A 20,738-nucleotide genomic window follows, 5' to 3' on the forward strand; every position below is an offset into this window, starting at 1 on the left:
CTACTGCGCGGCCCACCGCCGGATCGTGGCGGTGGCCGCGTCCCGCTGGTCGGCGGGCAGGGCGGAGATCCGGGCGCCGTGGTTGGAGTTGGGCACGATGTACTTGTACGAGTCGCGCTGGCCGGGCGTGAACTGCTCGGCGCTCCACGGGTCGTTCTGCCCGTACACGAACAGCATGCGCTGCGACTCCGTGCGCACCCACTTGTCGACGCCCTTGATGACGGCGCCGTCGTAGCCGGTGCGCATGTCGGCGGGGAGCACGGAGTTCGGCTGGTAGATGTCCAGGTAGTGGCGGACGCCCTTGAGGTTCTCGAACTTCAGGTCGGCCCAGCCGAGTTGGGCGGCGGCCTGCCGGTAGTAGGGGCCCGATCCGTTGGCGCCGAGCGTGGAGTCCTCGTAGATGGACAGGCCGTGGTCGAGCGACCACTGGTACAGCCCGTCGTCGGAGACGGTCTTCGCGTCGGGCACCGTCGGGCAGTTGTCGACGGTGCCCGACTGCCAGAAGTTCCACACCTGGTCGAGGACCGCGAACTCGTAGGCGCGGTCGGTGGTGCCGAGCGTGTCGGTGAAGGTGTAGCCCGCGTCCTCGGCGGTCTTCTCGAACTTCGGCAGGAGCGTGTCGCGCCGCACGAGCATCTCGCGCTGCACGGCGGCGAGCGCGTCGCGGCACTCCTTGGTGCCGACCGTCCTGAAGAAGCGGTCGTAGGTGCTGTCGTCCTTGTTGTTCGCGTCGTTCGGGGCGACGTAGGCGACCACGCCGTCGTAGTCCCGCGGGTAGAAGCGGTAGTGGTACGTCGCGGTCATGCCGCCCTTGCTGCCACCGGTGGCGAGCCACTTCGAGGACTTCTCGTACAGCGGTCTGACGGCCCGCACGATGGCGTGCTCGTCGGCGGCCTCCTGCTGGACGGTCATCTTCTGCCACGGGGTGGCGCCGGCCGGGACGGACGGGCCGAAGAAGCGGTGCTCGACGCTGAGCTGGTTCGCGTCGAGGATCGTGGTGGGTTCGCGGGTGGTCGACGACAGGCCGTAGCCGCCGGTGTAGAAGACGACCGGCTTGGCCGTCGACTTGTGCCAGAGGGTGAACCGCTGCTGGAAGGTGCCCGACCACGGCTTGTCGTGGTCGATCGGCTGCGTGATCGACAGGGAGTAGAGCGGGAAGCCCTCCTTGTCCGTGACCGCGGTGACGGTGACCCCCGGTATGGCGCGCAGCCGCTCCTCGAAGGACGCCGCGGAGGCGGTGGAGGCGGCGGCCGGTGCCGCGGTGGCGGCCAGGGCTCCCGCCGTGAGGGCGGCGGACAAGAGCAGCGTGGGCAAGGTGCGCAGACGCACGGAGGCCTCCCGGGTCGAGGAAACGGTGAACTGGATCACTGGTCCGTCGACCGAGACCTTAACCCGAGCCGCCCGGCGGGGAGTTGGGGTCGTCGTCTTACTGTCCCGTCACTGTCCGGCTGCCGCGCGGGCGGGAAACGACGGAGCCGGGGCCCCCGCCTGTACGGCGGGGGCCCCGGCTCCGTGCGAGGTCGGTCAGAGCTGACCGGACTCGGCGATCGTGATCTTGGCCGAGGTGGCACCGCTGCGCGAGCCGAGGGCCTCGATCTTCTTCACGAGCTCCATGCTCGCCTCGTCCGCGACCTCGCCGAAGACGACGTGCTTGCCGTCGAGCCAGTCGGTGACGATGGTCGTGATGAAGAACTGCGAGCCGTTGGTGTTCGGGCCCGCGTTGGCCATGGAGAGCTGGCCCGGCTTGGTGTGCTTGAGCTGGAAGTTCTCGTCGGCGAACTTCTCGCCGTAGATGCTCTTGCCACCCGTGCCGTTGCCGGCGGTGAAGTCGCCGCCCTGCAGCATGAACTGCGGGATGACGCGGTGGAAGGACGAACCGGCGTAGCCGAAGCCCTTCTCGCCGGTGCACAGGGCGCGGAAGTTCTCCGCGGTCTTCGGGACGACGTCCTCGAAGAGGTTGAACGTGATCCGCCCGGCGGGCTCGTCGTTGATCGTGATGTCGAAGTAGGTCTTGATTGCCATGCGGCAATCCTTGCATCACGACCCCCGGATTGCCGATTCGGCCCGGCCGCACGGCCGTGTCCGTACGTTCCGTGACACTCCGGTGCCGGAAAGCGACGGGTTCCTCCCGTTCCCGGGCCGTCGGGCGCGGCGGGAGCACTCCGTACGGGGATACGCCCTGTGAGGCCGGTACGCGCGCCGCCTACGATGGCGCTCCGGCCACGAACCCTCGGCGGTGGCCACGGCACGGGAGGGGCCAGGAATGATCATCTTCGGTACGCGGGGCTACGCCTTTCAGCTCGCGATACTCACGTTCGTCTGCGGGAACTGCGGGAACCCCGCGGCTCACACAGTGCGCAAGTACGTCACGAAGTTCACGCTGTTCTTCGTCCCGCTGTTCCCCATCTCGACGAAGTTCCGCACGCAGTGCACCTTCTGCGGCGTCGAGCACCAGGTACCCAAGGATCAGGCGGAGGCCATGCTCGCGCAGGCCACCGCTCCGCAGGGCGGTGCTCCGCAGGGCGGCGCCCCGCAGCAGCACCACCACCAAGGCTAGGACCCGTCCGGCGGATCAGGGCGCGTCGCCGAAGTCGGGGACGCGCAGGCGTTCGCCGTCGCGCTGCGCCGACGCGTGGGCGACGATGCCCGGCAGGGTGTAGCGGGCGGCGACCCAGGCGTTGACCGGGGGGTGGTCGCCGGTGGCGACGGCGGTGACGAAGTCGTCGACCAGGAAGTGATGGCTGCCCTCGTGGCCGTTGGGCAGCCGGTCGAAGACGCGGGGCAGCCGGGCGCGGTCGTGCACGGGCGCCGAGCCCGAGGTGAACGCGGCACGCAGGGCGGGCGCGACGTTCGCGAGGGAGGGGTCGTCCGGCGCCACCGTCGGCTTGGGCCGCAGGAGCTCCGAGATGTCCGTGACGCCCTTCTTGTCCTGCCAGAGGCTGACCGTGGCGAGCTGCTCCATGCTCGCGTCGGTCCCGAAGAACCGGAAGCGGGACTCCCGGATGTGCGACGGGTAGCCGACCCGGCGGAACTCGTTGGTGCGGAACGATCCGCCGCCCGCGACCTCGAACAGCGCGGTCGCGTTCGACACGTCGTTGCCGAACCGGCTGACGTCCTTGTCGAAGACGCCGTCCCCGCGTGCGTCACGGACCCCGATCGCGGAGACGCTCACCGCGTGCGTGTCCCAGGCTCCGAGGACGCCGCCGACGGAGTGGGTGGGGTAGAGCAGCGGCGGGTAGCTGGCCGTGGCCTTCCAGTCGGCGCCCCCGCTGTACTGGTAGGCCTCGTAGAACCCGAGGTCCATGTCGTGGACGTAGTCGCCCTCGGCGTAGAAGAGACGCCCGAAGGCGCCGTCGGCGATCTGCCGGCGCGCGTGCACGGTCGCCGGGTTGTACTGGCTGGTCTCGCCCATCATGTACGTGAGGCCGGTCTCCCGGACGGCGTCGATGATCGCGCCGATCTCCTCCTCGGTGATCGCCATCGGCACCGCCGAGTAGACGTGCTTGCCGGCGCGCAGGGCCCGCAGGACGAGTGGGCCGTGGGTCCAGCGCTGGGTGAAGATCGCGACGGCGTCGACGTCCGGTGCGGCGAGCATCGCGTCGTACGTGTCGAACGTGCGGGTCAGCCCCTCACCGGCGACGAGCTCCTCGGCCCGTTCCGGGATCAGATCGGTGGCGTACATCGCGCCGACCCCCGGATGCGCGTGGAACAGCTTCGCGAACTGGCCGGCGAACTGTCCTGCGCCGACGATGCCGAGCGAGAAGGTCACGGCGGACCCCTTTCCGGAGGCGACGGATACCTCCGATTACTTTTGGGGCGGAAGGATCCACCCGTCAAGACGACACCGCGTCTCGCCCGCACTCCTCAACTCCCCTCCCCCGCCTTGACTTTGCTTCCGTCGCGGAACAATTCTTCCGGTCATGAGCGCACCCGAGAAGGAGAGCTGGCCGCCGCTGAGCCCCGGTGAGCGTGCGGTGGCAATCGAGGTGCTCACGCACGGCCCGCTGTCCCGTTCCGCACTGTCCCGGCGACTCGGCCTCTCCGCGGGCAGCCTCACCCGGCTGACCCGGCCGCTGATCGACTCCGGCCTGCTGGTCGAGGAGGCGGCGACGGCTCAGCCCCGGCAGGGCCGCCCCTCGCAGCCGCTCGCCGTCGTCGCGGGGTCGCGGCACTTCGCCGGGTTCAAGATCACGGGTGACGCCGTCCACGGAGTCGTCACGACGCTGCGCAGCGAGGTCGTCGCCCGGCGCTCGGTGCCGCTCGACACCCATGACCCGGGGCGCGTAGCGGCGCTGCTGGCGGACCTGACCGGCGACTTCGCGTCGCGCTTCGCCCGGCTCGCCGGGATCGGGATCGGCGTGGCCGGTCCGGTGCGCGAGCGCGGCGTGGTCGTCGACAACCCCTTCCTCGGCTGGTCCGAGGTGCCGCTGGCGGACCTGGTGGGCGAGCGCACCGGGCTCGCGGTGGTCGTCGACAACGACGTGGCGGCCCTGGCCGAGGCACAGGCCTGGTTCGGCGCGGGCCGCGGCCTCGACCGGTTCGCGCTGCTCACCATAGGGGCGGGCATCGGCTACGCACTCGTCCTGGACGGCCGACCGGTCCGTACGGGCGGGGGCGGCATCGGCCGGCACTGGATCGTCGACCCCTGCGGCCCGCTGACCCCCGAGGGCGAACGGGGCAGCGCCGCCTCCCTGTTGACCATCCCGAGCATCCGCTACCAGGTGCAGGCGGCGACCGGGCGGCCCGCGACGTACGCCGAGATCCTGACCGCGGCGGCGGCCGGGGAACCGGCGGCCGCCCGGGTCGTCACGGAGGCGGCCCGCGCACTGGGCGTGATGGTGGCGCAGATCGCCGATCTCGCGCTGCCGCGGAAGATTCTGCTGGCCGGGGAAGGCGTCGGGCTCATGGAGGTGGCCGGCGACGTCGTGGCCGCCACGGTCCGGGCCCGGCGCCACCCCGACGCCGAGCCCGTCGTGCTGGAGACCGAGGTCTCCGACTTCCACGCGTGGGCCCGCGGTGCCGCCGTGCTCGCGATCCAGGTGCTGGTGCTCGGGGCGAAGCAGGGCGTCTGAGAACGCGCTCCGCGCGCCCGGGGGCCCCGGACATGAGACGGCCCCGTCGCCTCACAGGGGGGGAGAGGAGGCGACAGGGCCACAGGCTCGAGCGCCCGGGGGGGGTGGGCTGCTTGAGCTGCTCACCCTCCTGGTTCCCGGGATCGGCCGGAGCATGCATGTCCGGAGCCGACTTTCGAAGGACCGTTCCTGCGCGGCAGCTACGGGTCCCGCAAAAGTCTCAAACTGGAGTTCAATGACACAGTGGAAGGCATGAAATTCCTTCTCGAGGTCGACATGGGCGATTCCGCGTTCGACGGCGACGCGGCCCGCGAGCTGGGCCGGATCCTGCGGTACTGGGGCGGCAACCTCCACCACTTCGCCCTGACGCCCGGTGACGGCTCGGCGATCCATGACTCCCAGTACGCGGAAGTAGGCCGATGGCACGTCACGGAAGCCGACTGATGATGGCCGAAAACATTCGCCGACCCGGGCGTTGAAGCGCTCGTGGCTCGCAGTCCACTTCCTGCACAGGGGCCTGCGGCCCCGAGATGATCTCCCGAACATCCGCTTTTGTAAGGCTGAGATGGCCAGTTCAGGCTCCAGCACGAACCGGCCACCTGACGGCGAGTTCACGACGAACTTCTCGGCTAGGCGGACTGCCCGGCTTGTCCGGCCATCTCGGCCGTCGGCATGACTAGCATGAACGCTCAAACGGTCCGGAAGATCGGCGTCCCCTTCGATGCCTGCTGACCGGATCCGCAGCCGACATGACCGGTCGGCTCGTCGCTTCCCCACTCAAGGACCGAGGGACCCGCGGAATGTCAGTGCCTGCACCCCCCAGCCCGCAAGCGATAGCCAGGGCGGGGCGCACCTCCCTCGGCGCGGCACTCGCCGTGCTGGTGGTGGCGGCGGCCGCCGCCGGCGCCGCTGCCGCTCTCGCCCCGTCCGGCGCCCGCACCTGGGCCGTGTGGACGGCCGCGATCGCGTGGGTGTGCCTGACCGTCGCCGTCGTGACGGGCATCGTCCTGCTCGGCCGGGCCCGGCGGGAGACCGTACGCGCCCGGCAGGACCTCGCCCAGGCGCAGGGCCGGTTGGCCCAGCAGGCGGCGGAGGCCGCGCAACTGGTGAACGTGACGCTGCCCGGCGTCGTGCGGCAGCTGCGGGAGACGGCGAGCGCGGGACCGGCGATGGCACCGTCCGATCCCCAACTGCGCCGGATCATGGAAGAGTTCACGGCGACCGTCGAGACGTCCGTCCGGGAGGCCGTGCACGCCGCGGCGGAGCGGGACGCCGCCCGCGGCGTGCTGGAGCGGGCCGGCCAGGAACTGGACCGGCTCACGGCCGAGACGTTCCCCACCGCGGTGGCCCGGCTGCGCGAGGGCTCGTCCGCCGAGACCGTGCTCGCCGAGCTGACCTGGCCGGAGAACCCCTTGTTGAGGGTTCCGGCCGAAGGGTTCCTGCGCGAACTCGCGCTGAGCGAGCGACGGGCCGCCGCCGCCCAGGCCGCCTCGGCCAAGGCGCTCAGCCGCGTCCAGGCCAAGTCCGTCAGCATGCTGGCGGAGCTGCGCGGCATGCAGGAGCGGCACGGCGAGGAAGTGTTCGGCGATCTGCTGCGCCTGGACCACTCGACCTCCCAGCTCGGCCTGATGACCGACCGGCTGGCGCTCCTGATGGGCGGTCGCTCCAGCCGCGCCTGGAACAAGCCGATCGTGATGGAGAGCGTGCTGCGCGGCGCCGTCGGCCGGATCGCCGCCTACCAGCGGGTGCGGCTGCACTGCGCCACGGGCGCGGCGATCGCCGGGTTCGCGGCCGAGGGCGTGATGCACCTCCTGGCCGAGCTGATGGACAACGCGGCGAACTTCTCGCCGCCCATCGACGAGGTGCACGTCTACGTCGAGGAGCGGTCCGCGGGGCTCGTCGTGACCATCGAGGACAGTGGCCTGAAGATGGCCGACGCGGCGATGCGCCGCGCGGAGCAGGCGGTGTCGGGTCAGGTCACCGACCTGGCGTCGCTCCAGGGCACCCGGCTCGGCCTAGCCGTCGTCGGCCGGCTCGCCGCGAAGTACCGGATCGACGTGAACTTCCGCCCGTCCTCGCGCGGCGGAACCGGCGTCGTCGTCCTGCTGCCGCCCCAGCTCCTCGCCCAGCAGCGGGACATCGTGCAGCCCCAGACCGTGCCCGCGCCGCGCCCGGCCCCCGCGCGGACGGAGACCACGGAGACCCACGAGCGCGCCGAACCCGTCGAGCTCACCGGGCAGACAGCTCAGCCCGAGCAGACCGGGGCCGGTGTGCCGCAGCCCGCACAGCCGGCCGCCGCGACCCCGAACGGACTGCCGGTGCGCCCGCCCGGCCGCACGATGGCCGCCGCCGACCAGGAGCGCGGACGAGCCACGCCCGCGCCCGCCGCCGACCGGGCCACCCAGCCCGGCCGGGACGCGGGCTCCCGCTTCGGCGCCTTCCACCGCGCCCGCAAGGCCAAGGAAGGCGATCGGCCCGAGTAGGCCGCCGCGCTCCCGAAGGACCCCTCACCCCCCGCTCTACACCGTGAGATTGGAGGCACGGGCGGTGTCCGGCAGTGCCGGACGCAGCACCGCCCGACCCCGCCATGCAGACCACTGACACCAGCCTGACCTGGCTCCTGGAGAGCCTGCTGGAGCGCACCCCCGGCACCCGGCACGCCCTCGTCCTGTCCCGGGACGGGCTGAAGCTGTGCTGGAGCGAGCATCTGACGCTCGACCAGGCCGATCAGCTCGCGGCGATCTGCTCCGGCATCCAGGCCCTCGCGCAGGGCGCGTCGGTGGAGTTCGGCGACGGGAGCGGCGGTGTACGGCACTCCATGACGGAGTTCCACGGCGGCCTGCTCTTCATCGTGGACGCGGGCGAGGGGGCGCATCTGGCGGTCGTCGCGGACGAGGACGCCGATCCGGGTGTGGTGGGCCACCAGATGACGGAGCTGGTGGAGCAGATCGGGGAGCACCTGCGGGCCGAACCGCGCGAGTCCACCGCCGGGGGCGGCGCCTCGTGACGCGCCGGCCGGTGGACACCGGCGACCCGGACCGGCTCTACACGGTCACCGGGGGCCGCAGCCGGGTCGACGACACGTCGTTCGACCTGGTGACGCTGGTGGTCAGTGAGTGCGAGCCGACAGCCGGGATGCAGTCCGAGCACGTACGGATCCTCGAACTGTGCCGGGATCCCACGGCCGTCGTGGAGATCGCCGCGGAGCTGAAGCTCCCGATCACCGTCGTACGGATCCTGCTCGGTGATCTGCTGGCCGGCGGCAAGGTCACCGCCCGTCATCCGCGCCCGGCCTCGGCCGGCGCGGCCCTCCCCGATTCCGCCCTTCTCAAGGAGGTGCTCCATGGGCTCCGCAACCTCTGAACTGCCCGCGCACCGCTCACCGCTCGGCGCCCTCGCGGACACCGGCTTGAAGATCGTCGTGGTGGGCGGGTTCGGGGTCGGCAAGACGACCCTCGTCCGCTCCGTCAGCGAGATCCGGCCGCTGAACACCGAAGAGGTGATGACGCAGGCCGGCGTGGGCGTCGACGAGACGACGGGCGTGGCGGCGAAGACCACGACCACCGTCGCCTTCGACTTCGGCCGCATCAGCCTGAACGACCGCATGGTGCTGTATTTGTTCGGGGCGCCGGGGCAGGAGCGGTTCTGGTTCCTGTGGGACCGGCTGTTCTCCGGGACGCTGGGGGCGGTCGTCCTCGTCGACACGCGCCGGATGGACGACTCGTGGTACGCGATCGACCGCCTGGAGCACCACGGCACGCCGTTCGTGGTCGCGGTCAACCGGTTCGACGACGAGCCCGTGCGCCACTCGCTCGACGAGATCCGGCAGGCCCTCGCGCTGCCGGAGCACGTGCCGATGGTCGACTGCGACGCCCGCGTCAGGTCCTCCGGCAAGGACGTGCTGATCACCCTCGTGGACCACCTCTACGCAATGGCCATGGCCCAGGAGACGACACCGTGACCGAGCAGAGCCCGACCCCTTCCCCCAGCGGCGCTCCCGCCGGCTGCCCCGCCCACGCGGGTGCGGTGCCGCTCAGCGGTCTGGAGTACCAGCAGACGCCCTCGCAGCTGTACCGCTCGCTGCGGCGTGAGCACGGCCCGGTCGCGCCGGTGCTGCTCGACGGGGGCGTGCCCGCGTGGCTGGTCCTCGGTTACTCCGAGCTGAGCTATGTGACCTCGCACGACGAGCTGTTCGCGCGGGACTCGCGGCGCTGGAACCAGTGGGAGCACATCCCCGAGGACTGGCCGCTGCTGCCGTTCGTCGGCTATCAGCCCTCGGTCCTGTTCACGGAGGGCGCGGAGCACCAGCGGCGGGCCGGGGTGATCACGCACGCCCTGGAGCAGGTCGACCAGTTCGAGCTGGCCCGGGACTGCGGGCTCATCGCCGACCGGCTCATCGCCGCGTTCGCGGGCAGCGGGCAGGCCGAGCTGATGGACGCGTACGCGCACGCGCTGCCGATGGTGGCCGCCGTCCAGATGTGCGGGATGCCGCACGCGGGCACGGACACCCAGGACCTGGTGGACGACCTGCGGATCTCGCTGGACGCGGCGGAGGGCGACGATCCGGTCGCCGCGTACGTCCGCGTCGGTGAGCGGATCCAGAAGCTGGTCAAGGAGAAGCGGGAGCGGCCCGGCCCCGACGTCACCTCCCGGATGATCCAGGACCCGGCGGGTCTCACCGACGAGGAGATCGTGCAGGACCTGATCTCGGTGATCGCGGCGGCCCAGCAGCCGACGGCGAACTGGATCTGCAACACCCTGCGTCTGCTGCTGACGGACGAGCGGTTCGCGCTGAACGTGTCGGGCGGGCGGCTCAGTGTCGGCGAGGCCCTGAACGAGGTGCTGTGGCTGGACACGCCGACGCAGAACTTCATCGGCCGCTGGGCGGTGCGCGACACGCAGCTGGGCGGCCGGCAGATCCGGGCCGGCGACTGTGTGGTGCTGGGGCTCGCCGCCGCGAACACGGACCCACAGATCTGGCCGGAGGCGCACGTGGGCGCGGAGAACGCGGCGCACCTGTCGTTCAGCAACGGCGAGCACCGCTGCCCCTACCCCGCACCCCTGCTGGCCGACGTGATCGCGCGCACGGCGGTGGAGACGCTCCTGGACCGGCTGCCGGACATCGTCCTGTCCGTGGACCCGGCGGAGCTGAGGTGGCGGCCGTCGATCTGGATGCGCGGTCTGACGTCGCTGCCGGTCAGTTTCACGCCGGTCGTGCAGTGAGCCGCCGTGCACCCGCCGCGCGGGTGCACGGCCCGTCCTTCAGTAGTCGCAGTGCATGGCGGCGCGTACTTCCTTCAGGGTCGCGTCGGCGAGGGCGCCCGCCCGCTCGTTCCCGGTCCGCAGCACGTCCCTGACGAGGCGCCGGTCCTGTGCGTAGGCGGCCCGGCGGGCCCGGATCGGCGCGAAGTGGCCGTTGACCGCCTCGGTGACCCGGCGCTTCAACGCCGCGGCGCCCCCGGCGCCGATCTCCTCGGCCACCTGCCGCGGGTCGCCGTCCTCACACAGGGCGGTGAGCAGGACGAGCGAGGAGACCTCGGGCCGGTTCGCCGGGTCGTACGTGATGTGGCGCTCGGCGTCGGTCTTCGCGCCGCGGATCAGACGTGCGGTCTCGTCGGCGTCGGCGGACAGGGAGATGGCGTTGCCGCGGCTCTTGCTCATCTTGGTTCCGTCGGTACCGAGCAGCAGCGGTGCGGCGGACAGCAGCGCCTCGGGCTGCGGGAAGACCGAACCTCCGTTGCCGTAGCGGTCGTTGAAGCGGCGGGCGACGGTGCGGGTGATCTCCAGGTGGGGCAGCTGGTCCTGGCCGACGGGCACGACGTTCGCCTTGCAGAAGAGGATGTCGGCGGCCTGGTGGACGGGATAGGTGAGCATCAGGCCGCTGACGGCCGCCTGCCGTGAGTGGGCGATCTCGTCCTTGACGGTGGGGTTGCGGTTCAGCTCGGCGACCGAGACGAGGCTGAGGAACGGCAGCAGCAGCTGGTTGAGCGCGGGCACAGCACTGTGCGCGAAGATCGTGGAGCGCTCCGGGTCGATGCCGATGGCCAGATAGTCGAGCACGAGCTCCTCGACGTACTCCTTGAGGTTCTCGGCGATGTCGCGGTCGGTGAGCACCTGGTAGTCGGGGACCAGGACCAGGGTCTCGACGCCGAGGTCCTGGAGTCTGACGCGGTTGTGCAGGGTGCCGAAGTAGTGGCCGAGATGGAGTCGGCCGGTGGGACGGTCGCCGGTGAGGACGCGGAACCGGCCGGGCTCCTTCTGGATCAGCTTCTCGAGCTCGGCGCTGCGGGCCTGTGCGGTGGTGGTGCCGAGGGTGCCAAGCGTGTCGGTCGTGCTCATGGTCTCTCCCGATGGTCACGGGCGCCCTCGGGACGGCATGACCTCCGCGGGAGGCAAGAAAGAAGGGCCGTCCGGGGACGGCCCTGTACGTGCATGACTGTGGCCGCCTCTAAGTGAGGCGCCACCAGGTCAGACACGAAGAACGATGCATACGGAGATACTACACCCGTAAAAGGTCTGGCGTCAGGCTCCGACCGGCGTGAACCGCACCGGCAGGGACTGCGGGCCACGGGTGAACACGCCCTGCTCGACCGGGTCGAAGCCGTCGGCGAGCCGGACGTCCGGCATGGCGTCGAGCAACTGGTTCACGCCGATCTCGACCTCCGCCTTGGCGAGCAGCGCACCGACGCAGAAGTGCCGGCCGAGGGCGAAGGCGAGGTGGTCGGCGGCGGCCGAGAAGGCCGTCGTGGTCGTCAGGTCGTCGCGGAAGATGTCGAAGCGGTCGGGGTCCTTGTAGCGGTCCGCATCGCGGTTGGCGGAGCCGATGAGGCAGGTGACGGTGGCCCCGGCGGGGATCGTGCCGCCCGACACCTCCACGTCGACCGCGGACTGGCGCATGATCATGTGGACGGGCGGGGTGACGCGCAGCGTCTCGGCGAAGGCGCGCGGGATCAGCGAACGGTCCTCGCGGACGGCGGCCAGCTGCTCGGGGTTGACCAGCAGATTGGCGAAGATGCTGGCGATGGCCTTGTCGGTGGTCTCGCCGCCGGCGGCGAGCAGCAGGCTGCAGAAGGCCTTGATGTCCTCGTCGCTCATCCGTACGCCGTCGACCTCGGCGGCGCAGAGCGTGGACAGCAGGTCGTCGCCGAGGTTCTCGCGGCGGGCCTGGATGATCGGGATCATGTACTCGGCGAACTCGACGCGGGTGCGCTCGCCGGCCGCCGCGACCTCCTGGTCGCCCGCCAGGTTGCCGAGGAAGGCGATGACGGCGGTGTACCAGCCATGGAAGCGGGCGTGGTCGGCCTTGTCGAGGCCGAGCATGTCGGCGATGACGTTGACCGGGAACCGGGTGGCGTAGTCGTGCACGATGTCGGCGGAGCCGGTGGCGCGGAACTGGTCTATCAGGGCGCGGGAGTTGTTCTCGATGACCGGCAGGAACTTCTCCTGGAGGTCGCTGCCGCGGAAGGCGGGGGCGACCAGGGCCCGGCGCACCGCGTGCTCGCGGCCGCTGAGCTGGAGGATCGTCTTGCCGTGGACGGGCTCCAGCTGCCAGTCGTAGTTGTCGGTGGTGAACTGCGCCTCCTTGTCCTTGAAGACGCGTTCGACATCGGCGTACCGCGAGACGATCCAGCTCTGCGTGGCCTCGTGCCAGAAGAGGGGCGCTGACTCACGCATGACGCGGTACGCGGGGTAGGGGTTCGCGGCGAACTCCGGCGAGAGGATGTCGGGGACCTGCGCGGTGGACATGGGGCTCCCTGAATGGGTGACGGGCGGTCCGCCTCAGGCTATTGATCACCCGTCACCCGGAACAGCCCCCTCCTCGCCGACAGTTGAGCGCTGCACGAATTCTGTGGCCGAAAATCGACCTTTCGGGGCCGGTCTCAGCCGTTGGGCAGGATGACCGCGCGCCCGTTGATCTTGCCGTCGTGCAGCCGCTCGTACGCCTTGGGGGCGTCGTCGAGCGAGTACGTCTCGGTGTGCACGGAGACGGCGCCGGCCCGCGCGAGGTCGAGGACCTCGATGAGCTCGCCGCGGCTGCCCCAGTACGGGGCGGTGACGCTGACCTCGAAGTTCGTCGCGCCGAAGCCGACGGGCAGGATGCCGCCGCCGATGCCGACGAGGGTGACGTCGCCCTCGATGGCGGCGACGGCGCCGGCGGTCTCGACGGTGGGCTGGACGCCCACGAAGTCGAAGACGGCCTCGGCGCCGCGGCCACCGGTCAGCTCCTTGACCTTCGCGGCGGCCTCGGCGTTCGACAGGATCGCCTCGTGGGCGCCGACGGTGCGGGCGAGGGCGAGCTTGTCCTCGGAGACGTCCAGGGCGATGACGCGGGCGGCGGTCATGGCGCGCAGCAGCTGGATGGCGACGTGGCCGAGGCCGCCGGTGCCGATGACGACGGCGGTGGAGCCGGGCACCAGCTTCGGCAGCGAACGCTTGATCGCGTGGTACGGGGTGAGGCCCGCGTCGGTGAGCGGCACGGTGGCGACGGGGTCGAGGCCGTCGATCGGCACGAGGTGGCGCGGGTCGTCGACGATCATGTACTCGGCCATGGAGCCGGGGGCGCCGAGGCCGGGCGGGCGGATGCCGAGCTCGTCGGCGCGCAGGCAGTAGTTCTCCTTGCCCTGCGCGCAGTTGGCGCAGGTGCCGCAGCCCCACGGCCCGTAGACGGCGACGGAGTCGCCCTCCTTCAGTCCGGTGACACCCGCGCCGAGACCGGCGACGGTGCCCACGCCCTCGTGGCCGAGGGTCAGCGGCAGTTCGTACGGGAAGCTCTCCGCGGGCCAGCTCATGACAGCGATGTCGGAGTGGCAGACGCCGGCGGCGGTGACCTTCAGCAGGACCTGCCCCGGACCCGGCTCCGGATCGGGAACGATGACGACCTCGGGTGCAGACCCGACGGTGCGGTACTGAAGCGCCTTCATGACTCGACTCCTTCGTCGCTTATGTCCGACCCCCGTGCCTCCAGGATAGCTCTTCATGTCCCAATGAGACACATGTCCCTCCGAGACGCGTATCTCATCGGGGAAGGGCGCCGGGGCCACCCGTCCCGGGGCGGTCGCGGTACAGCCACAGCTGGCGCATCGCGGCGAGCCGGTGCCCGGGGCGACCATCTCGGCGCAGCGGTCGCTGCGCGGACCGGTGTCCTGGCCGTCACCGGGGTCGGGCTCGCGCGGTTCGACGGCGATGACCGTGACGCCGCAGTCGACGGAGATGCCCAGGTGCCCGGCGAGGGAGGCGGCCGGTGACCGGCGAGCGCGGGGGCCAGCTGCCGCAGCGGGACTCGGCCGGGCTCAGGGGTGCGCGGGTGGGCGTCCATGGGGTGGCGGGGACCTCCGACAGCGGGGAGACAGTGCTGCGGAGGCTATGCACGCCACTGCGGAGCGGGGCCGTACGGCCGGACAACGTCGCGCGGCCAGGACTGTCGGCGCGCCCATTGGCCGGGCGTCGCCCCGCGTCGATCCGGACAGGACGCCCCGGAACGCAAGTGACCCCGACCGTACGGGGGAGAACGGTCGGGGTCTGCTCATAGTTTAACGAAGAACCAATGGTGGACCCTACCGAACCGGGGTCGACCCCGCCGTGAAGTGCGCCACAGTCGCACCTTACGACGCATGCACCCGACCACATGCCGTCACGACGGAGCGCCCATAAAGTGACATAAGGTGCGCCCGGCGCGTGCCCCCGCGCCCCACCCCCTGTCCGACGGGAGCCCCTGTGGTCGAGTCGCAGTCCCTTCTCATCCCGCCCGCGAAGGCCGCCGTCTTTCTGGTGGTGACCGTCGCACCCGGCGGGGAGGCTGCCGTACGGGACGCGCTCGAGGATCTCGCCGGGCTCCGGCGCTCGGTCGGCTTCCGCTCCCCCGACGACGGCCTCAGCTGCGTCGTGGGAATCGGCTCGACCGCCTGGGACCGGCTCTTCGACGGGCCGCGCCCGCGCGGGCTGCACCCCTTCCAGGCCCTCGCCGGTCCCCGGCATCTGGCTCCGGCCACCCCCGGCGATCTGCTGTTCCATCTCCGGGCCCGGCGCATGGACCTCTGCTTCGAGCTGGCCCGTCTGATCATGGCCCGGCTCGGCTCCGCCGTCACCGTCGTGGACGAGGTGCACGGCTTCAAGTACTTCGACGAGCGCGATCTGCTCGGCTTCGTCGACGGCAGCGAGAACCCGACCGGGCAGGCGGCCGCCGAGGCGGTGCTCGTGGGCGACGAGGACCCGGGCTTCCGGGGCGGGAGCTATGTGATCGTGCAGAAGTACGTGCACGACATGGCGGCCTGGGAGGCGCTGCCCGCCGAGGAGCAGGAGCGGGTCATCGGCCGCACGAAGAGCGCGAACGTCGAGCTGGACGACGACGTCAAGCCCGCGAACTCGCACGTCGCCCTGAACACGATCGTCGAGGAGGACGGCACCGAGCGGCAGATCCTGCGCGAGAACATGCCGTTCGGCAGCCTCGGGCGCGGCGAGTTCGGCACGTACTTCATCGGCTACGCGCGCACCCCGGACGTGACCGAGCGGATGCTGCGCAACATGTTCCTCGGCGATCCGCCGGGCAACCACGACCGCATCCTCGACTTCTCCACCGCGGTGACCGGGTGCCTCTTCCATGTGCCGAGCGCCGACTTCCTCGACGACCTGCCCGACCCACCGCCCGCAGCGGCCGACGTCGTCGACGGCTCGCTGCGCATCGGCAGCCTCAAAGGAGTCCGATCAGCATGAGCAGTACCGCCCCGAGCACCAACCTCCATCGCGAACTGGCCCCCATCACACCCGCCGCGTGGGCGGAGATCGAGGAGGAGGCGGCGCGCACCTTCCAGCGCCATGTCGCGGGCCGCCGCGTCGTGGACGTCACCGGTCCGGACGGTCCGGAGCTGTCGGGTGTCGGCACCGGTCACCTCGGGGACGTCACGCCGCCCGCGCCGGGGGTCTCGGCGCGGCTGCGGGAGGTGCAGCCGCTGGTCGAGCTGCGGGTCCCGTTCACCGTGAGCCGGGCGGCCGTCGACGACGTGGAGCGCGGGGCGCAGGACTCCGACTGGCAGCCGGTGAAGGACGCCGCGCGGGCCATGGCCTTCGCCGAGGACCAGGCGATCTTCGACGGGTACGCGGCGGCGGGCATCGACGGACTGCGCGAGCGCACCTCGAACCCGGTCCTGAGCCTGCCGGCCGAGCCGCGCGACTATCCGGACACGATCAGCCGCGCCCTCACCGCGCTGCGACTGGCCGGTGTCGACGGCCCGTACGCGCTGCTGCTGGGCGCCGACGCGTACACGGCGGTCAGCGAGACCTCCGACCACGGCTATCCGGTCGCGAACCATCTGAGCCGGATCCTGGACGGCGAGCTGATCTGGGCTCCGGCCCTGAACGGCGCGTTCGTCCTGTCGACCCGCGGCGGCGACTTCGAGCTGCGCCTCGGGCAGGACCTGGCGATCGGCTACACGGCGCACGACGCGAGCGGCATCGAGCTGTACTTCCACCAGACGCTGACGTTCCTGCCCTACACGGACGAGGCCGTGGTCGCGCTGCGGGCCTGAGCGGCCCCGTCAGCCCGGCGGACGCATCCGGGGCCCGCACGGACGGCATGATTCCGGTCGCTGTGCCGCAGGATTCCGGCCGTCGGCCGTCCCCTCGCCCGAGCGCCGGCCCGCGACGACCCCTGCCCGAGCTGGACGAACGCGGCCGGGCTCGAACGTGTACGAACGGCCCCGGCCAGATAGGCCTTCCGCGGGAACTGGCCGGTCTTGCCGTGGACCCGGTAGATGCCTGGGGCATCCAATGGTCGAGGAGCGCGGAAAAAAACATGCTCCGCGCACACGGACGAGCACTGCGAGGCGATCCGCTCCATGACGGAATCCACGACGGAACCGGCCCGCCAGGACCTGCACCCCACCCCCACACCCGTCGCCGAGGCCCCGGTCCCCTTCCCGCAGGACCGGGGCTGCCCCTACCACCCGCCCGCCGCCTACGCCCCGCTGCGCGAGGCGGGACCGCTGAGCCGCGTCACGTTCTACGACGGACGCACCGTCTGGGCCGTCACCGGCCACGGTCTGGCCCGCGAGCTGCTCGCCGACCCCCGGTTGTCGAGCAACCGCCAGCGGCCCGGGTTCCCGGCCCCGACCGCACGGTTCGCGCAGGCCGGGGCCCGGCGCGTGGCGCTGCTCGGCGTCGACGATCCCGAGCACAACGCCCAGCGCCGCATGCTGATCCCGAGCTTCTCGCTGAAGCGGATCGCCGCGCTGCGCCCCCGGATCCAGGAGACCGTGGACCGGCTGATCGACGCCATGGAGGAGCAGGGGCCGCCGGCCGAACTCGTCGGTTCGTTCGCGCTGCCCGTGCCGTCGATGGTGATCTGCGCCCTGCTCGGTGTGCCGTACGCCGACCACGAGTTCTTCGAGGAGCGCTCCCGGCGGCTGCTGCGCGGGCCCGCGGCGGCCGACGTGGAGCGGGCCCGGGACGAACTCGACGCGTATCTGGGCGAGTTGATCGACCGCAAGCGGCGCGAGCCGGGCGACGGCCTGCTGGACGAGCTGATCCACCGGGAGTCGGCGGACGGGCCGCCCGACCGTGACGAGCTGATCGCGTTCGCGGTGATCCTGCTCGTCGCCGGGCACGAGACGACGGCGAACATGATCTCGCTCGGTACGTTCACCCTGCTCAACCACCCCGAGCAGCTCGCGGCACTGCGCGCGGGCGACACCACGACGGCCGTCGTGGTGGAGGAGCTGCTGCGCTACCTGTCGATCGCGGACGGGCTGCTGCGCGTGGCGAAGGAGGACCTCCAGGTGGCCGGGGAGACCATCCGGGCCGGCGAGGGCATCGTCTTCTCCACCTCGCTGATCAACCGGGACGGCGACACGTTCGCCACGCCGGAGACCCTCGACTGGGACCGCTCGGCGCGTCATCATCTCGCGTTCGGCTTCGGCATCCACCAGTGCCTGGGCCAGAACCTCGCCCGCGCCGAGCTGGAGATCGCGCTGGGCACCCTCTTCGAACGGCTGCCGGGGCTCCGGCTCGCGGCGCCCGCCGAGGAGATCCCGTTCAAACCCGGCGACACGATCCAGGGCATGCTCGAACTGCCCCTGACGTGGTGAGCGCCATGACGGTCCAGGTCGACAAGGAGCGGTGCGTGGGCGCGGGCATGTGCGCGCTGACGGCGCCGGACGTGTTCACACAGGACGACGACGGCTTCAGCGAGGTGCTCCCCGGCCGCGCCGAGCGGGCCGGGGAGCACCCGATGGTGAAGGAGGCGGTCCGCGCCTGCCCGGTCGGGGCGGTGTCGCTCACCGAGGAGTGACACCGGCCCGCGTCCCGTCCGCTCAGCTGTGCGGCACCACGGCCACCGGGCACGGCGCGTGGTGCAGCACCGCGTGGGCGACCGAACCGATCCGGGCGCCGACGGCGGTGCGGCGCGCGCGGCGCCCGACGACCAGGAGCTGGGCCTGCGGCGCCACCGAGAGCAGGACCTGCCCGGCGCTGCCGATCTCGACGTGCTCGGTGACGGGCACGTCGGGGAACTGCTCGCGCCACGGCGCGAGGGCCTCGCCGAGCGCCTTCTTCTCGTACGGTTCCATGCCGCCGGACTCGTCGAGGAGTTCCAGGGAGGCGGGACTGTACGCGAAGACGGGCGGCAGACTCCAGGCGCGCACGGCCCGGACCGTCGCCCCGCGGGCCGCCGCCGTGCGGAAGGCGAACTCCAGGGCGGCGGCGCTGTCCTGCGGGTCGCCCTCCTGCCCGACGACCACGTCGGGTCCGGCCGCCTCTGCGGTGGCCCGGTCGTCCGCGCGGACCAGGACGACGGGCCGCTCGCTGCGGGCGATGACCTGCTGGCCGACGGAACCGAGCAGGAATCCGAGCAGCGGGCCGTGGCCGCGCGAGCCGAGCGCGAGGAGCTCCGCGTCGCGGCCCGCGGCGAGCAGGGCCGCGGCGGCGCCCTCGTCGTCGAGGATGTCGGTGGTGACCGCGAGCCCGGGATGCCGGTCGGCGATCTCCTGCTCGGTCTCCGCCAGCAGGTCACGGGCCCACCGCGCCTGCGCGTCCGCGTCGGCGGCGAGGGCCAGCGCCTCGGGCACGGGCGTCCCGACATGCACCAGGCGCAGTGGCTGTCCCCGCCGCACCGCCTCGCGCGCCGCCCACGCGGCCGCGGCCTCGCTCTCAGGTGATCCGTCGACTCCCGCGGTGATCGGCCGGGTCATGGGGCCCTCCTCCTGGTCCGTGCGCTGCCTCGTACGCCTACCTTCTCCTACTGCCGGGCCTTCCTCATGTCGCCGGTTGTCCGGCGCCGGCCTTCGGCCGCTTCTCCGGGCGCAGGAACCCGTTCCATCCGCCCGGCGGCCGCTCCCCCACCTGCAGGCCGCGCAGCTTGGCGAGGACGGCCGGGTCCTGTGCGTCGAGCCAGTCGACGAACTGCCGGAAGGAGACGAGCCGCACGTCCTTCTTCCCGGCGATCTGCTTGAGGGTCTCCTCGACGGCGTCCATGTAGATGCCGCCGTTCCACTCCTCGAAGTGGTTGCCGATGAAGAACGGGGCCCGGTTCGTCTCGTACGCCCGCTGGAAACCGGCCAGATAGGACTGCGTGGCCTGTCTCCGCCAGCCCGGATAGTTGTACGAGGGTGCGCGCGTCGAGTTCTTCGACTGGTTGGCGAGGATGTTGTAGTCCATCGACAGGACCTCGAAGCGGTGGCCGGGGAACGGGATGCCCTGCAACGGCAGATCCCACACGCCCTGCTTCTTGTCCGGCCAGCGCTGCAGGCCGCCGGGCGACGAGGAGTCGTAGCGCCAGCCGAGTTCCCTGGCGACCGGCAGCAGGTTCTCCTGCCCCAGCAGACAGGGGGTGCGGCCGCCGACGAGTTCCTTGTCGTAGTCGAAGGGCAGCGACGGGTGCGTGTGCCAACCGGTGTTGGTGCGCCAGGTCTTGACGAACGACTGGGCCTGCTCGATCTCGCTGCGCCACTGCGCCGCGCTCCAGTTGGCGACGGATCCGGAGCCGCCGCAGAAGTGTCCGTTGAAGTGCGTGCCGATCTCGTGGCCCTCCAGCCAGGCCTGATGGACGTACTTCAGGGTCTCCTTGACGTGCCCGTCGGTGAGGTAGCCGATGTCGGAGGCGCCGACGGGGTTGTTCGGCGGGCGGTACAGGCGCTTCTTCGCCTCGGGCAGCAGGTAGAGGCCCGAGAGGAAGAAGGTCATGTGGGCGTCGTGCTCGCGGGCGAGTTCCAGGAAGCGGGGGAACAGGCCGTTGCCGACCTCGCCCGCGCCGTCCCACGAGAAGACCACGAACTGCGGGGGCGTCTGGCCGACTTCGAGCGGGGCTGCCGCGCCCGGCTGACGCGGCTGCTTGCCGGTGTACGCCGTCGAACCGTCGCCGATCAGCCGGGGCGCGGCCTTCTTCGGCGGGGCGGCCGGCCGGTCCGGGTGGCGGCCCGGTCCCGCCGGGGGCCGGCCCTGTTCCTCGCCGCTGCCGCACCCGGCGAGCGTCGCGGCTGCGGCACCCAGACCGACACCGAGCCCCAGGCGTGCCGCGCCTCTGCGGCTGATTCCACTCATGGACATCCCAACCCGCGCCGCGTGTGGGCGCGTTGTGTGTCCCCCCACACGGACACCGACCCCCGCACCGTAGAACCGATAAACGGACAAATGACACATTTAGGTCGGCGTGCCGCGCAAAAGCCTCGCCAAGGGGCC

Annotated in this window: 20 protein-coding genes; 12 read left to right on the forward strand and 8 right to left on the reverse strand. The window is 71.5% G+C overall.

The window, feature by feature from the left end:
- Both ACQUQD_RS02305 and ACQUQD_RS02310 read right to left on the reverse strand, forming a co-directional pair.
- Positions 1–1,329 (reverse strand): S28 family serine protease, encoded by a 1,329-nt coding sequence (locus ACQUQD_RS02305; RefSeq protein WP_428950203.1) that lies wholly within the window; start codon positions 1,327–1,329, stop codon positions 1–3.
- Positions 1,330–1,524: 195 nt separating this feature from the next.
- Positions 1,525–2,022: a peptidylprolyl isomerase gene (locus ACQUQD_RS02310; RefSeq protein WP_428950204.1), complete on the reverse strand. Its 498-nt coding sequence runs from the start codon at positions 2,020–2,022 to the stop codon at positions 1,525–1,527.
- A gap of 241 nt (positions 2,023–2,263) precedes the next feature.
- On the opposite strand from ACQUQD_RS02310, the gene ACQUQD_RS02315 reads away from it, so the two are divergent.
- On the forward strand, positions 2,264–2,557 hold the full coding sequence (locus ACQUQD_RS02315) for a zinc-ribbon domain-containing protein (RefSeq protein ID WP_428950205.1): 294 nt from the start codon (positions 2,264–2,266) through the stop codon (positions 2,555–2,557).
- A gap of 15 nt (positions 2,558–2,572) precedes the next feature.
- On the opposite strand, the gene ACQUQD_RS02320 is transcribed toward ACQUQD_RS02315, so the two are convergent.
- Positions 2,573–3,769 (reverse strand): Gfo/Idh/MocA family protein, encoded by a 1,197-nt coding sequence (locus tag ACQUQD_RS02320; protein WP_428950206.1) that lies wholly within the window; start codon positions 3,767–3,769, stop codon positions 2,573–2,575.
- Between the two features lie 151 nt (positions 3,770–3,920).
- Between ACQUQD_RS02320 and ACQUQD_RS02325 the strand changes: the two genes are divergently transcribed.
- The 7 genes from ACQUQD_RS02325 to ACQUQD_RS02355 all read left to right on the forward strand — a co-directional run bounded on the left by ACQUQD_RS02325 (position 3,921) and on the right by ACQUQD_RS02355 (position 10,295).
- On the forward strand, positions 3,921–5,072 hold the full coding sequence (locus ACQUQD_RS02325; RefSeq protein WP_428950207.1) for an ROK family protein: 1,152 nt from the start codon (positions 3,921–3,923) through the stop codon (positions 5,070–5,072).
- A 252-nt stretch (positions 5,073–5,324) separates the two neighbouring features.
- On the forward strand, positions 5,325–5,516 hold the full coding sequence (locus tag ACQUQD_RS02330) for a hypothetical protein (protein ID WP_428950208.1): 192 nt from the start codon (positions 5,325–5,327) through the stop codon (positions 5,514–5,516).
- A gap of 356 nt (positions 5,517–5,872) precedes the next feature.
- Positions 5,873–7,555, forward strand: a complete 1,683-nt coding sequence (locus ACQUQD_RS02335) for an ATP-binding protein (protein ID WP_428950209.1) — start codon at positions 5,873–5,875, stop codon at positions 7,553–7,555.
- Positions 7,556–7,659: 104 nt separating this feature from the next.
- Entirely contained in the window at positions 7,660–8,079 is a 420-nt protein-coding gene (locus ACQUQD_RS02340) for a roadblock/LC7 domain-containing protein (protein ID WP_428950210.1), read from the forward strand.
- Positions 8,076–8,435 carry a DUF742 domain-containing protein gene (locus ACQUQD_RS02345; protein WP_428950211.1) on the forward strand — a complete coding sequence of 120 codons (360 nt, stop codon included), beginning with the start codon at positions 8,076–8,078 and terminating at the stop codon, positions 8,433–8,435. Before ACQUQD_RS02340 ends, ACQUQD_RS02345 begins: the two co-directional genes overlap by 4 nt.
- A complete protein-coding gene (locus tag ACQUQD_RS02350; RefSeq protein WP_428950212.1) occupies positions 8,416–9,033 on the forward strand; it encodes a GTP-binding protein in 618 nt (205 codons plus the stop codon). The genes ACQUQD_RS02345 and ACQUQD_RS02350 overlap by 20 nt, the downstream gene beginning before the upstream one ends.
- The gene (locus tag ACQUQD_RS02355; protein ID WP_428950213.1) at positions 9,030–10,295 is read left to right on the forward strand and encodes a cytochrome P450; all 1,266 of its coding nucleotides are present in this window, start codon (positions 9,030–9,032) and stop codon (positions 10,293–10,295) included. The genes ACQUQD_RS02350 and ACQUQD_RS02355 overlap by 4 nt, the downstream gene beginning before the upstream one ends.
- 39 nt (positions 10,296–10,334) lie before the next feature.
- Here ACQUQD_RS02355 and trpS read toward each other — a convergent pair whose 3' ends face one another.
- The 3 genes from trpS to ACQUQD_RS02370 form a co-directional block, all read right to left on the reverse strand.
- Positions 10,335–11,411: a tryptophan--tRNA ligase gene (gene trpS, locus ACQUQD_RS02360; protein WP_428950214.1), complete on the reverse strand. Its 1,077-nt coding sequence runs from the start codon at positions 11,409–11,411 to the stop codon at positions 10,335–10,337.
- Between the two features lie 183 nt (positions 11,412–11,594).
- On the reverse strand, positions 11,595–12,818 hold the full coding sequence (locus tag ACQUQD_RS02365) for a cytochrome P450 (protein WP_428950215.1): 1,224 nt from the start codon (positions 12,816–12,818) through the stop codon (positions 11,595–11,597).
- 134 nt (positions 12,819–12,952) lie between these two features.
- Positions 12,953–13,993, reverse strand: coding sequence for an NAD(P)-dependent alcohol dehydrogenase (locus ACQUQD_RS02370; RefSeq protein WP_428950216.1), 1,041 nt, complete (start codon positions 13,991–13,993; stop codon positions 12,953–12,955).
- A gap of 793 nt (positions 13,994–14,786) precedes the next feature.
- On the opposite strand from ACQUQD_RS02370, the gene ACQUQD_RS02375 reads away from it, so the two are divergent.
- The 4 genes from ACQUQD_RS02375 to ACQUQD_RS02390 all read left to right on the forward strand — a co-directional run bounded on the left by ACQUQD_RS02375 (position 14,787) and on the right by ACQUQD_RS02390 (position 18,354).
- Positions 14,787–15,782 (forward strand): Dyp-type peroxidase, encoded by a 996-nt coding sequence (locus ACQUQD_RS02375; RefSeq protein ID WP_428950217.1) that lies wholly within the window; start codon positions 14,787–14,789, stop codon positions 15,780–15,782.
- Positions 15,779–16,594 carry a family 1 encapsulin nanocompartment shell protein gene (locus ACQUQD_RS02380; RefSeq protein ID WP_428950218.1) on the forward strand — a complete coding sequence of 272 codons (816 nt, stop codon included), beginning with the start codon at positions 15,779–15,781 and terminating at the stop codon, positions 16,592–16,594. Before ACQUQD_RS02375 ends, ACQUQD_RS02380 begins: the two co-directional genes overlap by 4 nt.
- 309 nt (positions 16,595–16,903) lie before the next feature.
- Positions 16,904–18,151 (forward strand): cytochrome P450, encoded by a 1,248-nt coding sequence (locus ACQUQD_RS02385; RefSeq protein WP_428950219.1) that lies wholly within the window; start codon positions 16,904–16,906, stop codon positions 18,149–18,151.
- A 5-nt stretch (positions 18,152–18,156) separates the two neighbouring features.
- Positions 18,157–18,354: a ferredoxin gene (locus ACQUQD_RS02390; protein WP_428950220.1), complete on the forward strand. Its 198-nt coding sequence runs from the start codon at positions 18,157–18,159 to the stop codon at positions 18,352–18,354.
- Between the two features lie 22 nt (positions 18,355–18,376).
- On the opposite strand, the gene ACQUQD_RS02395 is transcribed toward ACQUQD_RS02390, so the two are convergent.
- Positions 18,377–19,252, reverse strand: coding sequence for a universal stress protein (locus ACQUQD_RS02395; RefSeq protein ID WP_428950221.1), 876 nt, complete (start codon positions 19,250–19,252; stop codon positions 18,377–18,379).
- 64 nt (positions 19,253–19,316) lie between these two features.
- Positions 19,317–20,600 carry a hypothetical protein gene (locus ACQUQD_RS02400; protein ID WP_428950222.1) on the reverse strand — a complete coding sequence of 428 codons (1,284 nt, stop codon included), beginning with the start codon at positions 20,598–20,600 and terminating at the stop codon, positions 19,317–19,319.
- Positions 20,601–20,738 lie beyond the last annotated feature (138 nt).

The organism is Streptomyces sp. cg35, assembly GCF_050410835.1.
Taxonomy (GTDB): domain Bacteria; phylum Actinomycetota; class Actinomycetes; order Streptomycetales; family Streptomycetaceae; genus Streptomyces.

Coding starts and splice junctions, on each gene's coding strand:
- ACQUQD_RS02365 (WP_428950215.1), bottom strand. CDS start 12,818: ATGTCCACCGCGCAGGTCCCCGACATCCTCTCGCCGGAGTTCGCCGCG.
- ACQUQD_RS02330 (WP_428950208.1), top strand. CDS start 5,325: ATGAAATTCCTTCTCGAGGTCGACATGGGCGATTCCGCGTTCGACGGC.
- ACQUQD_RS02315 (WP_428950205.1), top strand. CDS start 2,264: ATGATCATCTTCGGTACGCGGGGCTACGCCTTTCAGCTCGCGATACTC.
- ACQUQD_RS02340 (WP_428950210.1), top strand. CDS start 7,660: ATGCAGACCACTGACACCAGCCTGACCTGGCTCCTGGAGAGCCTGCTG.
- trpS (WP_428950214.1), bottom strand. CDS start 11,411: ATGAGCACGACCGACACGCTTGGCACCCTCGGCACCACCACCGCACAG.
- ACQUQD_RS02310 (WP_428950204.1), bottom strand. CDS start 2,022: ATGGCAATCAAGACCTACTTCGACATCACGATCAACGACGAGCCCGCC.
- ACQUQD_RS02350 (WP_428950212.1), top strand. CDS start 8,416: ATGGGCTCCGCAACCTCTGAACTGCCCGCGCACCGCTCACCGCTCGGC.
- ACQUQD_RS02335 (WP_428950209.1), top strand. CDS start 5,873: ATGTCAGTGCCTGCACCCCCCAGCCCGCAAGCGATAGCCAGGGCGGGG.
- ACQUQD_RS02400 (WP_428950222.1), bottom strand. CDS start 20,600: ATGAGTGGAATCAGCCGCAGAGGCGCGGCACGCCTGGGGCTCGGTGTC.
- ACQUQD_RS02385 (WP_428950219.1), top strand. CDS start 16,904: ATGACGGAATCCACGACGGAACCGGCCCGCCAGGACCTGCACCCCACC.
- ACQUQD_RS02380 (WP_428950218.1), top strand. CDS start 15,779: ATGAGCAGTACCGCCCCGAGCACCAACCTCCATCGCGAACTGGCCCCC.
- ACQUQD_RS02395 (WP_428950221.1), bottom strand. CDS start 19,252: ATGACCCGGCCGATCACCGCGGGAGTCGACGGATCACCTGAGAGCGAG.
- ACQUQD_RS02390 (WP_428950220.1), top strand. CDS start 18,157: ATGACGGTCCAGGTCGACAAGGAGCGGTGCGTGGGCGCGGGCATGTGC.
- ACQUQD_RS02370 (WP_428950216.1), bottom strand. CDS start 13,993: ATGAAGGCGCTTCAGTACCGCACCGTCGGGTCTGCACCCGAGGTCGTC.
- ACQUQD_RS02325 (WP_428950207.1), top strand. CDS start 3,921: ATGAGCGCACCCGAGAAGGAGAGCTGGCCGCCGCTGAGCCCCGGTGAG.